The organism is Streptomyces sp. HNM0645 (assembly GCF_030056615.1).
Lineage (GTDB): Bacteria > Actinomycetota > Actinomycetes > Streptomycetales > Streptomycetaceae > Streptomyces > Streptomyces marianii.
In genome coordinates this window covers 1-16,487 of the sequence record NZ_JASHLT010000026.1, presented here as the reverse complement: position 1 = coordinate 16,487, position 16,487 = coordinate 1, and the positions used below count along the sequence as shown (strand labels likewise).

At 70.6% G+C, this 16,487-nt stretch carries 15 protein-coding genes and 1 pseudogene; 5 read left to right on the top strand and 11 right to left on the bottom strand.

Features of this window, described 5'->3' with window-relative positions; all coding sequences use genetic code 11:
* Nucleotides 1-480 precede the first annotated feature (480 nt).
* Nucleotides 481-2,100, bottom strand: a complete 1,620-nt coding sequence (locus QMZ92_RS19615) for a penicillin-binding transpeptidase domain-containing protein (RefSeq protein ID WP_283298672.1) — start codon at nucleotides 2,098-2,100, stop codon at nucleotides 481-483.
* A gap of 137 nt (nucleotides 2,101-2,237) precedes the next feature.
* Here QMZ92_RS19615 and QMZ92_RS19610 point away from each other — a divergent pair, with 137 nt between their 5' ends.
* Nucleotides 2,238-2,912 (top strand): histone deacetylase, encoded by a 675-nt coding sequence (locus QMZ92_RS19610; RefSeq protein ID WP_283298671.1) that lies wholly within the window; start codon nucleotides 2,238-2,240, stop codon nucleotides 2,910-2,912.
* Nucleotides 2,913-2,999: 87 nt separating this feature from the next.
* Here the strand turns inward: QMZ92_RS19610 and QMZ92_RS19605 are convergent, their stop codons facing one another.
* The 5 genes from QMZ92_RS19605 to QMZ92_RS19585 form a co-directional block, all read right to left on the bottom strand.
* Nucleotides 3,000-3,155 carry a DUF6131 family protein gene (locus tag QMZ92_RS19605; RefSeq protein WP_171053047.1) on the bottom strand — a complete coding sequence of 52 codons (156 nt, stop codon included), beginning with the start codon at nucleotides 3,153-3,155 and terminating at the stop codon, nucleotides 3,000-3,002.
* Nucleotides 3,156-3,512: 357 nt separating this feature from the next.
* Complete coding sequence (locus QMZ92_RS19600) at nucleotides 3,513-4,685, bottom strand: M20/M25/M40 family metallo-hydrolase (protein ID WP_283298670.1); 1,173 nt, start codon at nucleotides 4,683-4,685, stop codon at nucleotides 3,513-3,515.
* Between the two features lie 50 nt (nucleotides 4,686-4,735).
* A complete protein-coding gene (locus QMZ92_RS19595) occupies nucleotides 4,736-5,671 on the bottom strand; it encodes a DMT family transporter (RefSeq protein WP_283298669.1) in 936 nt (311 codons plus the stop codon).
* Between the two features lie 104 nt (nucleotides 5,672-5,775).
* Nucleotides 5,776-5,946, bottom strand: a complete 171-nt coding sequence (locus tag QMZ92_RS19590) for a hypothetical protein (protein ID WP_283298668.1) — start codon at nucleotides 5,944-5,946, stop codon at nucleotides 5,776-5,778.
* Between the two features lie 141 nt (nucleotides 5,947-6,087).
* Nucleotides 6,088-6,360 carry a hypothetical protein gene (locus QMZ92_RS19585; RefSeq protein ID WP_283298667.1) on the bottom strand — a complete coding sequence of 91 codons (273 nt, stop codon included), beginning with the start codon at nucleotides 6,358-6,360 and terminating at the stop codon, nucleotides 6,088-6,090.
* A gap of 132 nt (nucleotides 6,361-6,492) precedes the next feature.
* On the opposite strand from QMZ92_RS19585, the gene QMZ92_RS19580 reads away from it, so the two are divergent.
* On the top strand, nucleotides 6,493-7,488 hold the full coding sequence (locus QMZ92_RS19580; RefSeq protein WP_283298666.1) for a helix-turn-helix domain-containing protein: 996 nt from the start codon (nucleotides 6,493-6,495) through the stop codon (nucleotides 7,486-7,488).
* 377 nt (nucleotides 7,489-7,865) lie between these two features.
* Here QMZ92_RS19580 and QMZ92_RS19575 read toward each other — a convergent pair whose 3' ends face one another.
* The 5 genes and pseudogenes from QMZ92_RS19575 to QMZ92_RS19550 all read right to left on the bottom strand — a co-directional run bounded on the left by QMZ92_RS19575 (nucleotide 7,866) and on the right by QMZ92_RS19550 (nucleotide 13,390).
* Nucleotides 7,866-8,429, bottom strand: a complete 564-nt coding sequence (locus QMZ92_RS19575) for a hypothetical protein (protein ID WP_283298665.1) — start codon at nucleotides 8,427-8,429, stop codon at nucleotides 7,866-7,868.
* 19 nt (nucleotides 8,430-8,448) lie between these two features.
* A pseudogene (locus QMZ92_RS19570) lies at nucleotides 8,449-9,213 on the bottom strand (tyrosine-type recombinase/integrase); the annotation flags it as partial.
* Nucleotides 9,214-9,228: 15 nt separating this feature from the next.
* Nucleotides 9,229-10,307, bottom strand: a protein-coding gene (locus tag QMZ92_RS36435; RefSeq protein ID WP_502962094.1) for an IS630 family transposase whose coding sequence is annotated in 2 segments (ribosomal slippage) — nucleotides 9,229-9,806 and nucleotides 9,806-10,307 — 1,080 coding nt in all. Because the reading frame shifts where the segments join, the coding sequence is not laid out codon by codon here.
* 71 nt (nucleotides 10,308-10,378) lie between these two features.
* A complete protein-coding gene (locus QMZ92_RS19555) occupies nucleotides 10,379-11,443 on the bottom strand; it encodes an HNH endonuclease (RefSeq protein WP_283298664.1) in 1,065 nt (354 codons plus the stop codon).
* Nucleotides 11,444-11,623: 180 nt separating this feature from the next.
* The gene (locus tag QMZ92_RS19550) at nucleotides 11,624-13,390 is read right to left on the bottom strand and encodes a dolichyl-phosphate-mannose--protein mannosyltransferase (RefSeq protein WP_283298663.1); all 1,767 of its coding nucleotides are present in this window, start codon (nucleotides 13,388-13,390) and stop codon (nucleotides 11,624-11,626) included.
* Nucleotides 13,391-13,464: 74 nt separating this feature from the next.
* On the opposite strand from QMZ92_RS19550, the gene rsmI reads away from it, so the two are divergent.
* The 3 genes from rsmI (at nucleotide 13,465) to QMZ92_RS19535 (ending at nucleotide 16,046) form a co-directional block, all read left to right on the top strand.
* Complete coding sequence (rsmI, locus tag QMZ92_RS19545; protein ID WP_138054769.1) at nucleotides 13,465-14,343, top strand: 16S rRNA (cytidine(1402)-2'-O)-methyltransferase; 879 nt, start codon at nucleotides 13,465-13,467, stop codon at nucleotides 14,341-14,343.
* 159 nt (nucleotides 14,344-14,502) lie between these two features.
* Nucleotides 14,503-14,994 carry a hypothetical protein gene (locus QMZ92_RS19540; RefSeq protein WP_283298662.1) on the top strand — a complete coding sequence of 164 codons (492 nt, stop codon included), beginning with the start codon at nucleotides 14,503-14,505 and terminating at the stop codon, nucleotides 14,992-14,994.
* 125 nt (nucleotides 14,995-15,119) lie between these two features.
* Nucleotides 15,120-16,046, top strand: a complete 927-nt coding sequence (locus QMZ92_RS19535; RefSeq protein WP_283298661.1) for a TatD family hydrolase — start codon at nucleotides 15,120-15,122, stop codon at nucleotides 16,044-16,046.
* Nucleotides 16,047-16,487 lie beyond the last annotated feature (441 nt).

Below are 16,487 nucleotides of genomic sequence, written 5' to 3'. Positions count from 1 at the left end.
CTCGGCCGCTCTCCCTGCCGTCCCGCGCCCCCTCGTAGGCGGCCAGTTCCTCTGCGTCGCCGATGAAGGCCGGGCCGCAGTGAGGTGGCAGCCCATCGATGACCGTCGCTACCGCATCGGCCGCCTGACGCGGGGCACATCCCGAGCAGCGAACTCATCGCTGTATGAGCCAAGCTTGATGAGCCGGTTCCAGGGCATCGTTTCAGATGTACGGACGTTTCCAGCTCGCATTCGACTTTCGATGGACTTGCCACCCCCGACGCAATGGACCGGCGGGGTCCGCGTCTGCTCCCAGAGGACGCGGCGCGCGCAGGGCCTGGGCGAACCGGGGCTGGGCAGGGGGCTCGGAAGTGCTCATGGCGGTCGCGCCAGCCGTAGGTGTACAGGCCATGCGACAGCGTTCGCCCAGCGGTACGCGGGGTGGGGCGGGTGCGGCCTACCGGGGCGGGGGCGGGGCGCGGCCGGCCCCCGCCCCTGGCCTCAGCCGGCCTTGAGGACCGACGCCACCAGCGGCCCGGCCGCGTCACCGCCGTGTCCGCCCGACTGCACCACCGCGGCCGCCGCCAGGTCCCCGGCGAACCCGGCGAACCAGCTGTTGGACGTGGCCTGCCCGTCCACCTCGGCGGACCCCGTCTTCGCGCCCTTGTCGCCCGGCACTCCGGCCATCGCCCGTGCGCCCGAGCCCCATTGGGCGGTGGCCCGCATCATGTCCCGCAGCTGTCGCCACACCGATCCCGACAGCCGCCGGTCCGCGGTTGCCAGTTCACGGCCGTCCAGCGAGCGCGGCACGATGACGGGTTGCTCGAAGCCGCCGTTCTTGGCCGTGGCGGCGACGGATGCGACGGTCAGCGCGTTCATCTGGACCGTGCCCTGGCCGATGTACTGCGCGGCCGCCTCGCCGCCGCTGCCCTCCGGCACCGAGCCGTCGAAGGTCTGCACCCCGGTGCTCCAGTCGAGTCCTATGCCGAAGGCGTCCCGCGCCAGCTTCGACAGCGCCGCGTCGTCGTGGACGTCGTCGATCAGCTTGATGAAGGCGGTGTTGCAGGAGCGCGCGAAGCTCTGGGTGAACGTTCCGTCGGGGATGTCGAAGTGGCCCAGGTTGTGGAAGGTCCGCCCCTGGTACATCGCCTCCTTCGGGCACTCCGCCTTCCGGTCGGCGGCGGCCAGCCCCTTGTCCAGCAGGAGCGCGGCCGTCACGATCTTCATCGTCGAACCGGGCGCCTGCTGTCCTCCGAGCGCCGCGTCGAAGCCGTCCTTGCGGTTGTTGGCCACCGCGCGGATCTCTCCCGTGCTCGGCTTGATCGCGACGACCGATGCCTCGCTGTGCCGTTTCACGGCCTTCTCGGCCGCCGCCTGGACGTCCGCGTCGAGGGTGGTCGGCAGCTCACCCGGCTCTCCCTCGGACAGCGTCAGCAACGTGGTGTCCGCGCCGTTCGGCGGGCTGATGACCAGCTCGACGCCCGCCTTGCCGCCCGCCTCGTCCCCGTACCTCTGCCGCAGTTGGTCGAGCACCGGACCGAGCGAGGGATACTTCTCCTTCGTCAGTTCCCTGCCCCTGCGGTCCACGGCCCTGATCGGCGGCGCGGCCGCGGGGCCCGTCCTCAGCCGTTCCTGCTTGTCGAGCTGCGGGTGGACGACGGACGGGGCCCAGTCGACGAGCGGCCGCCCGGTGGTCAGACCGCGGACGACCGTGAGCTCGGAAGCGTACGTCCAGGGCTTGCTCGCGCCCTCGTACGAGACCGTCGCGCTGACCGTGAACGGCACCTTCGGCCCGACCGGCTTCCCCTGCTTCATCGTCACCGCGCTGACGTGGGCCCCGTCGCGGAACGAGCTCAGCAGGGGCTCCGCCTCGGCGGCGTTGTTGGTGAGTTGCGCGGCCCGTGGCGCTTCCCCGGACGCCCAGGCGGCGAGGAAGTCCTCGGCGGTCGTGCGGATCTCCTCGGCGCTCGGCGGCCCCGATCTCTTCGTGACGGCACCGGACCTCGACTCCGTACCGCCGTCGTCACCGCCGCTCAGGACGTTGTGGGCGCCGTATCCCACCCCGCCCGCGAACAGCACGAACACACCGCCGACAACGGCGATCTTGGCTCCACTGCGCATGTCGCAGTCCCTCCCCGTGGCCCCCCTGAGGACCTTGAACGCGTTCAAGAATATCCAGTGGGCACTCTACGGGACAGGAGTGAGCCAGGAGACGGGCGTTACCGGACCGTGCCGTCGAACCGGGTAGGGCAAGGGCCATGAACCGCACGCGCACCATCGACACGACGACACCGCCCGGCGATCGGTCGCCGGACACGGTCTGGTACACCGCCTACGGCTCCAACACGCATCTGGAGCGGCTGTCGCACTACCTCACCGGCGGCCGCCCGCGCGGCGCCGCGCGGACCTATCCGGGCTGCCGTGACCCCCGTCCCCCCGCGGCGTCCGTACCGGTGGAACTGCCGGGCACGCTCTACTTCGCCACCCACTCCCCGGTCTGGCGCGGCGGCCGGGCCTTCTACGACCCCGGCGCGGCCGGCACGGTCCTGGCCCGCGCGCATCTGGTGACGGCCGGACAATTCTCGGACATCGTGGCCCAGGAGATGTACCGCGAGCCGGGGCGCGATCTGGACCTCTCCGAGTCGCTGGGACTCGGGAGGGCCGAACTCGGTGGCGGGCGCTACGAGACGCTCGTCTGCCCGGGTGTCCTGGACGGAGTGCCCGTCCTGACCTTCACGGCCCCGTGGACCCTCCACGACGTGGAGTGGACCCGGCCGTCCGCGGCCTATCTGCGCCATCTCGTCGCGGGGCTGACGGACGCCGGCGCGTGGCCGGCGTCCGACATCGCCGCCTATCTCGCGGCCTGTCCCGGCGCCGCGGGCCACTGGACCGCGGAGGCGGTCGCGGCGCTCACGGCGGCCCGCCGACGGTGAACCCCACGGCAGTTCGGGGACTCGGCGGGCCGGACGGCGGAACGGGCCCGGTCGGTGGAACGGACCGGTTCGGTGGAACGGGCCTCGTCAGTAGAAGTGGCGCCGGCCGCCGACCGCGTGGCCCATCGCGCCGAGGACCCAGAGCAGGGCTCCGACGGCGACCAGGATGATTCCGATGGTCCACAGGATGTTGATGCCGGCGACCAGCCCGATGATCAGAAGGATGAGTCCGAGGATGATCATTTGGTCCTCCAGGTCGGGACCCCCACAACCCGAACCTTGCCGCTCCGGCCCGCCGCAAACGAACGGCGGGGTTGATCTTTTCTGCCCTCCTCAGGCGCGGCCCTTTTCCGACGCGGGCCTGCCAGCCGCCCGCCGGCCCGGGATCGCGCGCCCTGCCGATCGCGCGTGTGGCGATCGGGCGTGTGGCGATCGGGCGTGTGGGTCCACGGAGTCTGCGGTTGCCCGCGGGACGGTCCGCAGCGGCGGGGAGGGGTGCCGGGAATGGTCACCGGGGGAGCAGCGCCGCTGCTGCTCGATGGGTGACGGCCCGATGCGGCGCATCGAGCACCGCATCGGGCTTCGGTGGGCTGGACGGGTTCAGGCGGCCAGCGCCACGGGCGATTTCGGCTGTTCCAGCAGTATCGGAGCCATCTTCAGAACCGACTCCAGCAGCGCCTGAGTACCGAGGACCAACTGCTCGTCGGGGGTGTGCTCCTTGTTGGAGTGGGAGAAGCCGCCGGTGGAGGGGACGAACATCATCGCGGTGGGGAGCCGTGTGGAGAGCACCGACGCGTCGTGCCCTGCGTAGGAGAGCAGTCGGTCCGTGCGGCCGTTCGCCCGGCAGGTCTCCTCGACGATGTCCAGGAGGAGCTTGTCGAAGTGCGCGGCGGGTTTGGCGGAGATGCGGGTCAGCGTCGCGGCGCAGTTCTCCTCGGTGGCGATACGGGAGACGGTCTGGTGCAGGTCGGCCTCGATGTCGTCGAGCGCGCTGTCGGAGGATGCGCGGATCTCCAACTCGGCGCCCGCGGTGCCGGGCACGACGTTGGCCGCCCCGGGGCCGAAGTGGATGACGCCGGCGTTGCCGATTCCCTTGGGGTCGATGCCGAGGATGATGTCCTTCAGTGCGGCGACGATGCGGGCGGCGACGCGTCCGGCGTCCTGCCGGTCCGCCCACATGGTGGTGCCCGCGTGGTTGTCCTGCCCGGATACCGACGCTTGGTAGCGGCGTACCCCGACGATTCCGGTGACGGGCGCCAGGTCGAGCCCGGCGTCCTCCATGCGCCGACCCTGTTCGACGTGGATCTCCAGATAGCCCACCAGGTCGTCGGCGTGTGCGGAGCCGGCGAGTGCGGTGGAGCCCACCAGGCCACCGGCGGACTGCGGGCCTACGCCCTCCTCGTCGAACCAGGCCACGGTCTCGACATGGTCGGCCATCGGGTGCCCCGTTTCGTGCAGGGTGCGCAGGACCTCCATGGCGGCGATCACTCCGTAGGCGCCGTCCAGATGGCCCCCTGCGGGGACGGTGTCGGCGTGCGAGCCGATGAGCAGCCAGGGGCCGGAGGTGTTCTCGCGGCGGGAGAAGACGTTGCCGATGTCGTCGTAGTAGGTGTGCAGGCCCTCCACCCGCATGGTCTTGTCCAGCCAGTCCCGCCCGGCCCGGTCGGCCTTGGTGCCGGCGACGCGCCACAGGGCGCCGTCCGGGCCTGCCCCGATCTGGGACAGGTGGGTGAGGTCGGAGAGCAGCCGGTCGGCGTTGATGCGGTCAGCCATGGGACGTTCCTGTTCCTGTGGGTGGATTCGGGGTTGCCGCGGGGTGGTGGTCAGCGCTTCGCACCCAGCGCGACGCCGGTGACGATGGTGGCCATGCAGAGGATCTGGACGAGGTTGATGTGCTCGCCGATGGCCAGGTAGGCGACGCAGGCGACGAACACGGGCTGGAGGTAGTAGATGACTCCGGCGCGGGTGGCGCCGATGAGGTCGACGGCCTTGTTCCAGGTGTAGAAGGCGATCGCGGACGAGGCGACGCCGATGTAGAGCAGCGGACCAACGGTGGCGCTGCCGGGGGTGAAGGTCCCCTGGAGCACGACGGAGGCGGCGTAGAAGGGGGCGAGCATCACGGTGCCTGCGGCGAAGGTGGCCAGAAGGAAGCTGGTGCCGGAGATCGTGGCCGGCTTGCGCTTGAGCAGGGCGGAGTAGCCTGCGAAGGTGGCCATCGCGGCGAGCATCCACAGATCACCGGCGCGGAAGTCCATCGTGAGCAGGGCGGTGATGCTGCCCTTGGAGACCAGCGTGACGACGCCGGCGAACGCGATGAGCATGCCGGTGGCGCGCAGCAGGGTCATGCGCTCTCCGCCGACGAAGGCGAACGCCGCGATCGCCGCTGGGGAAGCGGCGGCGATGAGTGCCAGATTCGTCGCGGAGGTGGACTGCCCGGCGATGTAGATCAGGGTGTTGAACAAGGTCACCCCGAGCAGTGCCGCGAGCACCACCAGGCCCGCGTGGCGGCGAATGGCCTGACGTTCACGCAGTAGGCCGCGTGCGGCGAAGGGGGCGACGGCCAGGAGGGCGATCACCCATCGCCAGAAGGACGTCTGCACGGGCGCGACGGCGTCGCCCAGGTGCCGGGCGATCACGAAGTTCCCGGACCAGATGGCGGTGGCGGCGAGCGCCAGGAGGGGGCCGAGCCACAGGCCGGGGCGGGGTGCCGGGGCCGCGGCGGTTTCCGTGCGGAGGGGGGATGCGGTCGTGGTGGTCAACGTGAGGGTCCTCGTCTGCGGGGTGGTCGGCACGTTTCGGGCGGGGGTTGCGGGCGCGAGCCGGTGACCGCGGTCACCGGAGGGCGGGTGACACGTCTTCGGCGCTAGTCCCATCCGGCGGAGTGCTGCAGGTGCCGGCTGTGAATCTCCCCGCCCTTCTCGCAGGGCGCTGCGAGCACCGCCCCGGTGCTCAGGGCGGCGAGCAGGGCGAGAGCAGCGGCAGGGAGCAAGGCGCGGGCACTTGCGGTGAGTTGGCGGCGGATGAAGGTGGGCATGACGCTCCTGCTACGCGAACGGCGAAGGTGTGCGCCGGTCGGACCAGGGCGTCGCGCCCGGCGAGATCTCCACACTGCTCGCCCGGCAGTACGAACGGAAGAAGATCAACTTGGCAAGAGGCGGCCTGGCAGCGTCCTGCCTCACGACCGTTCCGGCACCAGATGCCAACCGGACAGCAGCGGCGAGTTCACCAGCGCCCGGGAGACGATCCTGCGCGCCAGCGCTGCCGCCTTCTCCGGCGTCGCCGCCTTGATGAAGAACGTCAGATAGCCCAGTGACCCGGTCTCGAGACGCTTGGCGTGCAGGTGCTCCACCCCGTCCTCGATCGAGGAGGCCACCCACAGGATGTCGAGCACGTCAACGGGCAGGTCGCCACGTTGAGGCCCGCGCAGGGCCACGGTCACCATGTGCATGGGCTGATTCTCGGAATGCGAGACGGACATGGCCCAGGGTTTCGCCCAGGCAGGAAGCTTCCGGGCAGCAACCTGCCTGGCCTGCGGTTACCGTTGAGGGCGGCGCGGCGAGAGCATCAGGCAAGGAAGTTCATGTCGCAGCTGCACGCGCTCGGAATCGACCGCACCGCCGAAGCCGTCTACCGGCTGATGCTCGCAGAGCCCGAGCACGGCGTCGCCGAGCTCGCCGAAAGCCTGTCGCTCTCGGTGGACGAGATACGCGCCGCCCTCGACCAGCTCGCCGAACTGCGTCTGCTGCGGACCTCCTTGCAGGCAGACGGCGGTCTGCGCCCGGTCTCCCCCACCGTCGGCATCCAGCTCCTCCTCGCCGTGCGGGAGAAGGAACTCCGCCACGCCCAGCAGGAGTTCGCCGACGCCCAGGCAGCCGCCATGGCCCTGCTCCAGCAGCACGCCGAAGCCGAGACGGGCCGCCACGACGTCGAGGTGCTCACCGGCATCGAGGAAGTCCAAGCACGTCTGGAACAGCTCACCCACAACTCCACCGCGCCCCTGATGTCCTTCATGCCGGGCGGCGCGCAGAGCCAGGCCGCCCTCGACGCATCCCGCCCGCTGGACGCCGCCCTGCTGGCACGAGGCATCCCCGTGCGCACCCTGTACCAGGCATCCGTGCGCAACGACCCAGCGACGCTGGACTATGCCCGCTGGCTCACCTCACAGGGCGCGCAGGTGCGCACCGCCGCGGTCCTGCCCGTGCGCATGGTCCTGTTCACCGGCCAGGCCGCGCTGCTGCCGATCGACCCCGACCACACCCGCCGCGGTGCCGTCCAATTGCGCGGGCCCGGCGTACTCACCGCGCTCGCCGCCCTGTTCGACGCGGTCTGGGAGCAGGCGGACGTGTTCGGGACCGCCGCCGACCGGGAGTTGGACGACAACGGGCTGACGGGGCAGGAGCGGCAACTGCTGCGTCTTCTCGCCCAGGGGCACACGGACGCGATCGTCGCCCGCAGGCTGGGCATCGGCGTGCGCACCGCGCGCCGGATGATGGCCGACATCATGACCCGCCTCGGCGCCCGCTCGCGCTTCGAAGCGGGCGCAAAGGCCGTACGGCGCGGCTGGCTCAGCCACTGAGCGCCTCGACGCCGTTACGTTGCGAAGTCCGTCCGGCGTGCACGATCCCGGGCTGTCCAGGGGCCACCTGTGGGCCGTCCCCGGGCCGTCGAGCGGCGGCCCAGGACGACCGGGGGAAGCCCGTCGACGACCACGGTGGCCCCGGCACCGCCACGTGCCGGGCCCGCCATCGTGCCTGCTAGACCCAGGTGTCCAGCCGCATCCGGGCCCGCCAGTCGTCCATCGGGATCGGTTCGCCCGTGAACAGCGGCCAGAAGTAGATGAAGCCTCGCATGCCGTAGATCAGATGCCCCTGACCAGCCAAGATGCTGCCCGCGGCGCCCCGATGACTGCGCTGGGGCCGTCTCTGGGCCGTCACGACGGTCCGGACGGCTACGTCAGGCGTAGAGGCGGGCATGCGCGGCGCCGGCGAAGCTCATCATCTGGGCCTGTAGCTCGGAGGCCCTTCCTTCATAGCGGGGTGTTCCACCAGGCGCGCGTGCTCCGTCCACCGAAGCTTGCTCCAACCACTCATCAACATCTTCGATCAGCGCTTGATGGCTTGCGTAAACGGCGTTCGTGAGCTCAGTCACGGCTGCCTGTTCGTCGTCGGGCAGCATGAGCCGAAGGACCCACTCGGCAGCCTGCATCTCCCGTATCCGATCGTGGACTGCGGCCTGCCTGGTTTCGAGCTCGTCACCACCCGGGCCAGGGGCAAGCACGTGCTGCCGCACCATCCGCATGTGGCGGCGGGCAGTATCGACAGACAGGATCAGGTCGGAGTAGGCCGCGCGCCTGCGAGCTGTGGTCTCAGCGTCATGAGCGGCGCTCTGCTGCAGCCGGGCCACATTGACATGCGCGCGTGCTTGGAGACGCGCGCTGGCCCAGCTGGTCAGGGCGCCAACGACAGCCCCGCTGGCGCCGAGCGCCGCCCCTACGACTACCGCCCACTGCCCATCCATTGACCAGACGTTAGGCCCGTCAGGATTCGCCTGAGAGGCTTTCGAATATCTTCCCCACAGCGCTTCGCGTCCGTCCCTCACTACTCGGCATGAGATGCGTGTACGTGCGGAGCGTAAAGCCGGGGTCGGCGTGGCCCAAGTACTGGCTCAGGGCCCGGATGCTCTCACCTGCGTCCAGAAGCAACGAGGCGTAGAAGTGCCTCAGAGCGTGCATACCGTGTTCGGGCGCGGCTGCGTACCGTTCTCCCTTGGCAGGTTGGGGAATGATGCCGGCTTCCGCGAGGGCGGGCTTCCACATGCGGTCGTTGAAGTGGCTCACGCGAACGTGCTCGCCGGTGGTACCGCCGAAGATCAGTGACTTCGTCATCGGTGGCCCCTCCGGCGTACGCCATGGGAGGGTCACCGTGATGGGCGGGAACTTCTCGGAGTGGACGCGGAGCGCGTCGCCTACGGCTTTGGGCAGCGGAACGTCGCGGACCTTGCCACCCTTCGGGAGCGCGAACACAAACTTGCCGCGGATCCGTTTGAGCTGGTGCTGAACTGCCAGCCAGCCGCCCTCAAAGTCCAGCTCGCTCTCGTCGAGTCCGAACACCTCGCCCTGACGCAGCCCACAGCCGCCGGCCACATCTACGGCTGCGCGCAGGTGCTCCGGGAGCGCGGCGCGTACGGCGAACACCTGCTCCGCTGTCCAGGGCACGACCCTTGATCGGCTCGGCTTCGGTGTCTGCACCGAACGCGCCTTGCATGGGTTCTTGGTAATCAGGCCGTCGTCCACGGCTGCACTACTGACTTCGGCTGGTCAGGGTGATGCTGGGTTGTCGAGGGTGAGGCCGGTGCCGGTTATGAAGCCGTCGAGGGTGTGGGGCCGGTACTGGAGGCGTTTGAGCCGGTTGCGGACGAGGGCTTCGAGTCGGTCGAGGGCGACGACGGCGAGGTTGGCCAGGCTGCGTTTGACGTGCGCCCAGACCCACTCGACGGGGTTCAGGTCGGGCGAGTACGCGGGCAGCAGGAACACGGTCAGCCACTCCCGCTCGGCGATCAGCTCACGCATGGCACGGGAGACATGAGTGTTGAGCCGGTCCCAGACCAGCACGATCGGCGCCTTGACGAGGTGATGGGTCCCGTCGATCAGCGCGATGAAGTCGCGCTCGCCCATGCTGCGGCGCGTGCGCTTGCCCGCGGGGTGGGTGCGCAGGCGGTGGCACAGCCGGGTCCGGGAGCCCGGTCGCATCGCGATCAGCCCCGCCACGGACAGGCGTCCCGAACGGCTCCCGCTGACCGTCACGACCGGGGTGTGCCCGCGCCTGCCCCAGGTGCGTCCCCGGGGCGGCTTCCGGGTGAAGCCTGCTTCGTCCTCGAAGCAGATGTAGCCACCCGAGGCCGCCCGGGCTCTTTTACCTCCGCCCAGGTCGCCTCCTTCCAGACCGTGACGGCCTGCTCGTCGCGTTCGGCGACCCTGCGTGCGGGGACCTGCGGGCTGAAGCCGAGCCGGTGCATCAGCCGGGTGGCCCCGGAGACGCTGTAGGAGACGTGGAACTTCCTGCCGATCAGCGTGGCCACCCTCGCCGCGGTCCACACCTGGTCCTCCACCCAGCCATGCGCGGCCGGCCCTTCATCGAGGTAGGCGGCCAGCTTTTCCAGGCAGCGCGGGGACAGGCGGCATCGCGATCCGCTCGGGCCGCGGGAGGCCAGAGCCTGCACGCCGCCGTCCCGCCACATCTGCTGCCACAGGTAAGCCGACTTCAGGCTCACCCGCAGCCGCCGCGCCACGTCCGGCGGCTTGACGTTCTCCTCGAACAGCTCGGCCGCCTGAATCCGAACCGTCTCCCGGCGCCGACGTCCCGCAGGGGTCAACCCACCCCCATCCGCATACCTCATACACCAGGAGATACAGACAACACCCCGGACTCATCAGGGACTTCCAGAAAGATCACCCTAACGAGCCGAAGTCAGTAACCGTGGTCCAGCGCCTTCTCGGTTGCCCGAGGGCCCGGTAGCACCTGACGGCTCTTCTGTGCCTGCTCGCGTACCAGGATGCTGAGTTCAGCCGGCGTAGGCCACGGGGCGGCTCGGTGGATCATCCGGTGGCAGTTCGAGCAGATGAGCGCGAGGTCGGAGAGCTTTGTCGTGCCCTCGCCAGCCTCGTGCAGCGGTACGACGTGGTGGCACTCGATGTATCCCTCGCCGCGTTCGCCGTAGACCGCGGCGAAGTCGAAGCCGCACGCCTCGCACGCGAGTGAACCGCCAGCCTTAAGGACAGCAGCGATCTTCTTCTTCCGCAGGCCCTTGTTGCGCTCTCGCGTCCGGTGGCGGCGGTAGAGAACCTTGCCCTCGGGGGCGCTGGCGTCGTCTTCGGCGTCGTCCTCATCGTCGTCCGCGAGGACGGTCTCCAAGGTGCCGTGCGCCAGGCCCTCGCGCAGCAGCTCCGCTGCACGGGCCATTTCCTGCGGGCGGTCCAGGAAGTCACGCAGGACTTCGCGGTCCAGTTGCCCGCCCTTGGTCGGCTTCTTGTCGTAGTCAGGGTGGTGTGTGGCGATATCGAAGGTCTTGCGTGCCGCTCCGTTGTGGTTGCGGTACGTCGGGGCGCGCTCTTCGGGCGGGTAGGCGCCCAGGAGCTGCAGGTAGTGGGACAGCTCGGCAATGCGGGGGTCGTCAGCGTCGAGACCCTTCCAGTCGTTACGCGCCACCACGTCGCAGGCCAGGATGATCTCATCACGTGTCCACTTAGGGCTCCGGGACACTCCGATGGTGAAGCCCTGACGCTTCAGCCACTCCACCGCGTGACCGCGGCCGATGCCCCCGATGAGCTCTCCATGCGCCAGGGGCCTGCCGTGCTGGTGCTTGTGTGCCACGCCGGCCACTGCTTTGGAGTCGTACTCCTTACCGTCATGGAGGAGCAGGTACGTGCTCGCCTTGCCGTACTTGTACCGGTCCAGGAACGCCTCCTGCCCCAAGTCGTCGTACTCGGCAAGTGTCTTCAGGATGTCGTCCCGCGAGATCGCTCCCTTTTCCATGAGCGGGAGTGTAGGTGCGGGGTCTGACACGGACCCGCGAGTCTGCCTGGCGTGCACGATCCTGGGCCGTCCCTGGGCCGTCTGTGGGCCGTCGAGCGGCGGTCCAGGACGACGGGGGAAGCCCGTCGACGACCACGGCGGACCCGGCACCGCCACGTGCCGGGACCGCCATCGTGCCTGCTAGACCCAGGTGTCCAGCCACATCCGGGCCCGCCAGTCGTCCATCGGGATCGGTTCGCCCGTGAACAGCGGCCAGAAGTAGATGAAGTTCCAGAAGACGAGCAGTACCAGCACGCCCGCCGCGACCGCGCCCACCGTCCGGCGGCGCTCTCCGGGGGCGAAGCCCTGTTCCGGTGGGGCGGCGGGGACGCCGGTGGTGCGCTCGGGCGGGCCGATGATCGCGCCCAGGAGCATCGCGACGGCCAGGCACAGGAACGGGACGAAGACGACCGCGTAGAAGATGAAGATCGTCCGCTCCTGGTAGAGGAACCACGGCAGCCAGCCCGCGGCGATCCCGCAGGCGATCGCGCCCGCGCGCCAGTCGCGGCGGAAGGCCCAGCGCCACAGCGCGTAGACGACGGCGAAGCACGCGATCCACCACAGCACGGGAGTGCCGATCGCCAGCACCTCGCGCGCGCACTTCTCGGTGGCGGTCACCGGGCAGCCCGCGGTGCCTGCCGCCGGGTCCTCGTAGAAGTAGGAGACGGGGCGGCCCAGGACGATCCAGCTCCACGGGTTGGACTCGTAGGTGTGACCGGACGTCAGATTGACGTGGAAGTTGTAGACCTCGGTCTCGTAGTGCCAGAAGCTCCGCCACCAGTCGGGGAACACCCCGCTCCAGGGGCTGTCCTCGCCCGCCGTCGCCGCCCAGTCCCGGAAGTAGCCCTTGTCCGTGAAGATCCAGCCGGACCAGGAGGCGATGTACGTGGCGATCGCCACCGGCAGGCCGACGAGGGCCGGGAGGAGGTCGCGCTTCAGCACCGCCACGTACGGACGGACCGCACCGGCCGTCTTCCGCGCGCCCACGTCCCACAGCAGCGTCATCAGGCCGAAAGCGGCCAGGAAGTACAGGCCGTTCCACTTCGTGCCGATCGCCAGGCCCAGCATCACCGCGGCCGCGATCCGCCAGGGCCGCAGACCGAGCCGAAGGGTCTCGGCGATCCGCGGGTCCGGGCGCAGCACGCCCTCCGCGTCGACCGGGAGCGCGTCCGCGAACCGCCGTCTCGCCCGGTCCCGGTCGACGAGCAGACAGCCGAAGGCCGCCAGGACGAAGAACATCAGCACCTGGTCGAGCAGCGCCGTGCGGCTCATCACGAAGTGCAGCCCGTCCGTGGCCATCAGCGCGCCCGCGAGGCACCCGAGGAACGTCGAACGGAACAGCCGCCTGCCGATCCGGCACAGCATCAGGACCGACAGCGTGCCGAGCACGAACACCATGAAGCGCCAGCCGAACGGGGTGAACCCGAACATCTGCTCGCCGAGCCCGATGATCCACTTCCCCACCGGCGGGTGCACCACATAGCCGGGGTCCGACGGGATCGCGACCGCGTCCGGGTTCGCCAGGATCGCCTTGTCGACGTCCTTCGGCCAGGAACCCTCGTAGCCCTGGTTGACCAGGGCCCACGCGTCCTTCGCGTAGTACGTCTCGTCGAATATCACCGCCTTGGGGCTGCCCAGCTGCCAGAACCGCAGCAGCCCGGCCACCAGCGCCACCAGCAGCGGGCCGCCCCACGCCGAGAAGCGCTCCACCCGGCGCGCCGCCCCGGGCGGCACCCCCAGCAGCGACCACAACCGGTCGGAGAGCCGGGTGTACGGCGGCACCAGCCGCTCGCGCAGCCCGATGCCGGGTCTGGGCACATGGCCGAATCTGCGCAGGCGCTGCTGCCAGGACGGCGGCTGTTCCACGACGTCCCGACCGTGCGCGGCCCGTGGGGCGGTACTGGTCACCGCGCCATCGTAGGGAACGCGTCTGTGCGAGGGGCGTGGCCCGCCCTGCGAGGATTGCTCCTGTGACTGGATCGGTGACTGGAACACTCGTACTGGCAGGGACCCCCATCGGTGATGTGGCGGACGCCCCGCCGCGGCTCGCGGCCGAGCTGGAGAACGCCGACGTGGTCGCCGCGGAGGACACCCGGCGGCTGCGCCGACTCACCCAGGCGCTGGGGGTGCACACCCGCGGCCGGATCGTGTCCTACTTCGAGGGCAACGAGTCCGCCCGCACCCCGGAACTGGTGGAGGCGCTGGAGAGCGGCGCCAGGGTGCTGCTCGTCACCGACGCCGGGATGCCGTCCGTGTCCGACCCCGGCTACCGGCTCGTCGCCGCGGCCGTCGAGAAGGACATCAGGGTCACCGCCGTGCCCGGTCCGTCCGCCGTGCTGACCGCGCTCGCCCTGTCGGGGCTCCCGGTCGACCGGTTCTGCTTCGAGGGCTTCCTGCCCCGCAAGGCGGGCGAGCGGCTCGGCCGGCTGCGCGAGGTCGCGGACGAGCGCCGCACCCTCGTCTACTTCGAGGCGCCGCACCGCCTCGACGACACGCTCGCCGCCATGGCCGAGGTGTTCGGCGCGGACCGCAGGGCGGCGGTCTGCCGGGAGCTGACGAAGACGTACGAGGAGGTCAGGCGCGGCGGCCTCGGCGAACTGGCGGCCTGGGCTGCGGAAGGCGTACGCGGGGAGATCACCGTCGTCGTGGAGGGCGCCCCGGCCCCGGGTCCGTCCGAGCTGGGTGCGGACGAGCTGGTGCGCAGGGTGCGGGTGCGCGAGGAGGCGGGGGAGCGGCGCAAGGAGGCCATTGCGGCGGTCGCCGCGGAGGCGGGCCTACCCAAGCGGGAGGTGTTCGACGCGGTCGTCGCGGCAAAGAACGCGGCAGGAACAGGACCGTCGAACGGTAAAGGTCTATCGTGAAAGGCAAAGCTCGGACCGCGCGATCACGCCTTTCGGAAATGCGCCGGCCAAATCCTCGCCAATGAGCCGGAAGGCCTGATGTCATCCCGCGGCGGCAGGAGTCCACTGGTAGAGGACGCACCCCGCCGAACGGGGATCAGTGGATCAGGAGGAGCTGGCATGAGCGACACAGCGGGCACCCCGAGCGGCGCGGGACCCCTTCCGGTCGGCGCCCCCGAGACGGTGCAGGAGTCCTACGCCTTCGCCTGTATGCGGTGCGGCTACGGCTGGGAGCAGACCTACGACATCGAGCACCACATCGACGGCTCGGGTCGGCCTTTCTTCACGTACCGCGTTCAGGGGCAGGTCGTTCCCTCCCCGCTGAACCGGCTGACCTGCCTCAACTGCGGCGGGCAGAAGGTCCGCATCATGCGCGCCGGACAGGTGTCCGGCCTCGCCGAGTCGCTGCGCCGCCAGCACTTCGCGCCCCCGAACTTCGCCACCGCCGGGCCGGTTCCGACGTCCGAGCCGGAGCCGAAGGTCCCCGGGCGCCGCCACGGGGCACGCGCCGCCGACGCGTCCGAGGGGGCCGCGGCCGGAGCCGCCCTACCCGAGGGCGCGTCGCGCCGGGGGCTCGGCGGGATGTTCCGCGGTTTCCACCGCCGTAAGTGAGTCCGGCCGGCCCCGTGCTCGCAGCGGGCCGGCCGTGGGCACGGATCCCCTGCCGGTGAACCCGTCCGCGGGCCCGTCGCAGCCGTGCGTGAGGCCGTGGCCATGGTCCTCGTACGATCGTGGGCATGAGTGCCAAGCCCAACGACACCCCTCCGCCGCTGCCCGCACCGCTGGCCGTGCAGGTCGCCGATTCGCACACCCATCTGGACATGCAGAGCGGCACCGTCGAGGAGGCGCTGGAGAAGGCGGCGAAGGTCGGCGTGACGACCGTCGTCCAGGTGGGGTGCGACATCAACGGCTCGCGCTGGGCGGCCGAAACGGCGGCACGGCACGGGAACGTCCACGCGGCGGTCGCGCTTCACCCGAACGAGGCGCCGCGCATCGTGCACGGCGACCCCGTCGAGGAGGCGTCGCGAAGCGAATCGGGCAAGGGCGGCGGTGGGAGCCGGGCGGGACGGTCCCGACAGGGTGCGCGGCCTGGCGGCGGGGACGCCGCGCTCGACGAGGCGCTCGCCGAGATCGACCGGCTGGCGGGTCTCGACCAGGTGCGGGCCGTCGGCGAGACCGGGCTCGACCACTTCCGTACGGGGCCGGAGGGCATCGCCGCCCAGGAGCGGTCCTTCCGCGCCCACATCGAGATCGCCAAGCGCCACGGCAAGACCCTCGTCATCCACGACCGCGACGCCCACGCCGACGTCCTGCGGATCCTCGCCGAGGAGGGCGCCCCGGAGCGCACGGTCTTCCACTGCTACTCGGGGGACGCGGAGATGGCGCGGATCTGCGCCGACTCCGGGTACTTCATGTCCTTCGCCGGCAACGTCACCTTCAAGAACGCCCAGCCGCTGCGGGATGCGCTCGCCGCCGCCCCGCTGGAACTCGTCCTGGTGGAGACCGACGCGCCGTTCCTGACGCCCGCGCCCTACCGCGGTCGGCCCAACGCGCCGTATCTCATTCCGGTCACGGTGCGCGCGATGGCCGCGGTGCGGGGGATCGACGAGGACGCCATGTCGGAGGCGATTGCTTCGAACACGGCTCGTGCATTCGATTACTGAATGATAACGAACCGTCACATTCCGGGACCTGTCTGGCATGGCGCCGCGACACCGGGTAGTCGTCCTGCTTTGGAGAGTGACGAGGAGCGGCTAGGGTCCCGGCCTCGTGAGCACTTCGCAGGGCAGTCACCGTGCCGGCCGCGGCGGTCGCCGCGCCGCCCGGCTCATGGAGCCCCCGCCGCCGCCCGTGCCGCCGGCGCCCGTCAGGGTGCCGCCCCACGGCCGGGTCGCGCCGGTGTCCCCGTACGCGCCGACGGTCACGGCGTTCCGGTCCGGGGCGCCCGAGGGCCCACCCGGCGGTCCCGGGGGCGGCCGTCCCGGTCCCGACGGCTCCGGCCCGGCCGCTCGGCCCCCCGGCCCCGGCACACCGGGCCGTCCCGCCGGCGCCCCCGCCCGTGAGCCCGCGGGGACGGCGACTGCCGCACTTCCCGCCACTCCAGT